1 pseudogene is annotated in these 643 nt (G+C 69.1%); it reads right to left on the bottom strand.

Features of this window, described 5'->3' with window-relative positions:
- Nucleotides 1-643: pseudogene (locus tag NRB56_RS38165) on the bottom strand (IS5 family transposase); the annotation flags it as partial.

Here is a 643-nt window from a genome sequence, read left to right as displayed (position 1 = left end):
GCGGCGAGGGTGAGGAAGGCGAGGAAGTGGGTGGCCTTGCGGTCGTAGCGGATGTTGAGCCGGTGGTAGCTGGTCAGCCAGGAGATCGTGCGTTCGATGACCCAGCGGTGCCGGCCGAGTCGGTCGGAGGGCTCGATGCCCTTGCGGGCGATGCGGACTGCGATGCCTCGGTCGCGGACCCATTCGCGCAGTTCGGCGGTGTCGTAGGCTTTGTCGGCGTGCAGCTTGCCGGGCCTGCGCCGGCGCGGGCCGCGTCGCGACCGCACGGCCGGGATCGCTTTGACCAGCGGTCTGAGCGCTTCGGCGTCGTTGGTGTTGGCTGCCGAAACACCCACGGACAGAACAATTCCCGCACGGTCGGACAGGACGTGGATCTTCGAGCCGGACTTACCGCGGTCGACCGGGCTCGGACCGGTCAGAGGTCCCCCTTTTTCGCCCGCACGCTCGCCGCGTCGATCACCGCCCGGGACCAGTCGACCAAACCCTGGCTGCCCAGCTCATCCAGCACCACCCGGTGTAATCGCCGCCACAGACCGGCCTCGGTCCACACGCTGAACCGCCGATGCGCCGTCGGCACGGTCACCCCGAACGACGGCGGCAGCATCCGCCACGCACACCCGCTGGTCAGCACAAACACCACCGC

Source organism: Nocardia aurantia (genome assembly GCF_009604425.1).
GTDB lineage: Bacteria > Actinomycetota > Actinomycetes > Mycobacteriales > Mycobacteriaceae > Nocardia > Nocardia aurantia.
This window is presented reverse-complemented; position numbering and strand designations above follow the sequence as displayed.